We start from the raw sequence: 2829 nt of genomic DNA on the forward strand, positions 1-2829 counted from the left end.
GGCTTCGGGGTCAGCGGGCTTCGGGGTCAATTCTCGCATTGCAGCACTCGATGTAACTATCCGAGAACTGACCATCCACGCTTTGCTGCCCCACCACGCTCACCTTCCACGCGAAACTCATTTATTACGATATGGGACGAATCTAGTTGCTGCCAACAGCACTAACAACGAGAAAGGGCGGCAGGCTCAAAGTTGTCTAAGAAGCCGCAACCACCACCGTCCCCGCTTCCCCCTCTCCCCTCGCCTTGATCACCCCGATCGCGACCGCCTCCTCGCCCGCATCGCGCAGGATCTGCAGCGCCTGCTGCGCGTTCTCGCGCGCGACAACGACGACCATGCCGATGCCGCAATTGAAGACCCGGTGCATCTCGCTCTCGGCGACGCCGCCTGCGCGCTGCAGCCAGTCGAAGAGCTTGGGACGCGGCCACGCGGCCAGGTTGATCTCGGCCTTGACCGGCGGCGGCAGGATGCGCGGCACGTTGCCGGTGAGGCCACCACCAGTGATGTGCGCCATTCCCTTGACCGGCAGCGCCTGCATCAGCGCCAGCAGCGGTTTGACGTAGATGCGGGTCGGCGCAAGGATCGCTTCGGCCAGCGTGGTGTCGCCGTCGAAGGGCTGCGTCAGGTCCGGCTGCGCGCGGGCGATGATCTTGCGCACCAGCGAATAGCCGTTGGAGTGGGCACCCGACGACGGCAGGCCGATCAGCACGTCGCCGGGAACGATCGTCGAGCCGTCGATGATCGCCGATTTCTCGACGACGCCGACGGCAAAGCCGGCCAGATCGTATTCCCCAGCCGGATACATGCCGGGCATTTCGGCAGTCTCGCCGCCGATCAGCGCGCAGCCGGCGAGTTCGCAGCCCCGGGCGATTCCCTGGACCACTTCGGCGGCAGTGTCGACGTCGAGCTTGCCGCAGGCAAAGTAGTCGAGGAAGAACAGCGGCTCGGCACCCTGCACGAGAATGTCGTTGACGCTCATCGCCACCAGATCGATACCGATCGTGTCGTGCTTCTGCCATTCGAAAGCAAGCTTGAGCTTGGTACCGACGCCATCGGTACCGGCGACCAGCACGGGTTCGCGGTATTTCTGCGGTACCGCGAACAGCGCGCCGAATCCGCCGATGCCGGCCAGCACGCCGTCGCGCCGGGTCCTGGCGGCGAGCGGCTTGATCCGCTCGACGAGTTCATCGCCGGCATCGATGTCGACACCGGCATCGCGGTAGGAGAGAGAGGGTTGAATCGTCATCAGTGAGGTCCGGAGCAAGGCAGGCAAATGCCGGGCAGTGGTAGAATGCACCACTCCGATCGCCGAAAAAGTCCAATCTTATCCGAAATGGCCCGGCCGCGCCCCGATCAGCGCTTGCGCCGCACTTCTCCTCCCGCCCGATGCGCCAGTTGATCCTTGACCTGCTGCCGGAAACCCCGCCCAGCTTCGACAACTTCGTCGCCGGTGGCAACGCGGAGGCGCTGACCGGCCTCGCCACCTGGCTGGCGCCGAGCAGCCGCGAGCCGCTGTTCTATCTCTGGGGGGAAGCGGGTGCCGGCAAGACTCATCTCCTGCGCGCCTGTCAGGCGAGCTACCACGATGCGCAAAGCGACCCCGATCTTGCCGCGATGGTCAGCGACGCGGCGGCGAGCGATTTCCATGCCGTCGACCACGTCGAAACGCTCAGCGACAGCGGCCAGATCGTCCTCTTCCACCTGATCAATCGCCTCTGCGGCAGCGGCGGCCGCCTGCTCGTCGCCGCCAACCTGCCGCCGCTGCAGTTGACCCTGCGGGAAGACCTGCGTACCCGCCTGGGAAGCGGGCTGCTCTACCGCCTGCAAGCGTTGAGCGACGCCGACAAGCTCGCAGCGCTCGGCGAGCAGGCCCAGGCACGCGGACTGGTCCTGCCGCGCGAAGCGCTCCACTACCTTTTTTCGCGGGCGCCGCGCGACATGCGCAGTCTCGCCGCCCTGCTGGCGGCGATCGACCGTTACTCGCTCGAACAGCAGCGCCCGATCACGCTGCCGCTGCTGCGCGAGGTGCTGCAAACCTCCCTCGACCTGTGAGTTGCCCGAAAGTACCGCCAATGGATCTTGCTCTCTTCGACCTCGACAACACGCTGATCGCCGGTGACAGCGACTTTGAATGGGCGCAGTTCCTGATCGGCAAGGGCATCCTGGACCGCGCCCTGTACGAAGCGAAGAATCTCGAGTTCTACGAGCAATACAAGGCGGGCACGCTCGACATCGACGTCTTCCTCGATTTCCAGTTGCAACCCTTGTCGCGCTATCCCCGCGCCCTGCTCGATACCTGGCAACGTGAGTTCCTGGCGCGGAACATCGTTCCGCTGATCGGCGGCAAGGCGCGGGCGTTGGTACGCAAGCATCTCGACGGCGGCGCCCTGTGCGCCATCGTCACCGCGACCAACAGTTTCGTGACCGGGCCGATCGTTCGCGAATTCGGGATCGAACATCTGATCGCAACGATCCCGGCCCAGGAAAACGGCCAGTTCACCGGTCTGCCGCGCGGCCTGCCGTCTTTCCGCGAAGGCAAGATCGTACGCGTCGAGTCCTGGCTCGAAGCTCTCGGACTGTGGTGGAGCAGTTTCGAGCGCAGCTGGTTCTACAGCGATTCCTTGAACGACCTCCCCCTGCTCTCGAAAGTCAGCAATCCGGTGGTCGTCGACCCGGACCCGACGCTGCGCGCGCACGCCGAAGCAGCGGGCTGGCCGATCGTGAGCCTGCGCGCATGAATGGATCCGCGTTCGAGCGCTTGTGCCCGCGGAATATCGGCTATCATCCCGCCGCCGCCCCGGCAAGCCGAAGATGAGCCGAAGATGAGCC

General features: G+C 65.0%; 3 protein-coding genes. 2 read left to right on the forward strand and 1 reads right to left on the reverse strand.

The annotated features are described in order from the left end of the window. Positions 1 to 196: 196 nt before the first annotated feature. The gene (gene purM, locus NFV80_RS16205) at positions 197 to 1246 is read right to left on the reverse strand and encodes a phosphoribosylformylglycinamidine cyclo-ligase (RefSeq protein ID WP_295331293.1); all 1050 of its coding nucleotides are present in this window, start codon (positions 1244 to 1246) and stop codon (positions 197 to 199) included. Between the two features lie 140 nt (positions 1247 to 1386). Between purM and hda the strand changes: the two genes are divergently transcribed. Then, the gene (gene hda / locus NFV80_RS16210; RefSeq protein WP_296759350.1) at positions 1387 to 2052 is read left to right on the forward strand and encodes a DnaA regulatory inactivator Hda; all 666 of its coding nucleotides are present in this window, start codon (positions 1387 to 1389) and stop codon (positions 2050 to 2052) included. 20 nt (positions 2053 to 2072) lie between these two features. Continuing rightward, positions 2073 to 2738, forward strand: coding sequence for an HAD family hydrolase (locus tag NFV80_RS16215; protein WP_295331295.1), 666 nt, complete (start codon positions 2073 to 2075; stop codon positions 2736 to 2738). Positions 2739 to 2829 lie beyond the last annotated feature (91 nt).

The sequence above is a fragment of the Accumulibacter sp. genome, assembly GCF_023806565.1.
GTDB lineage: Bacteria > Pseudomonadota > Gammaproteobacteria > Burkholderiales > Rhodocyclaceae > Accumulibacter.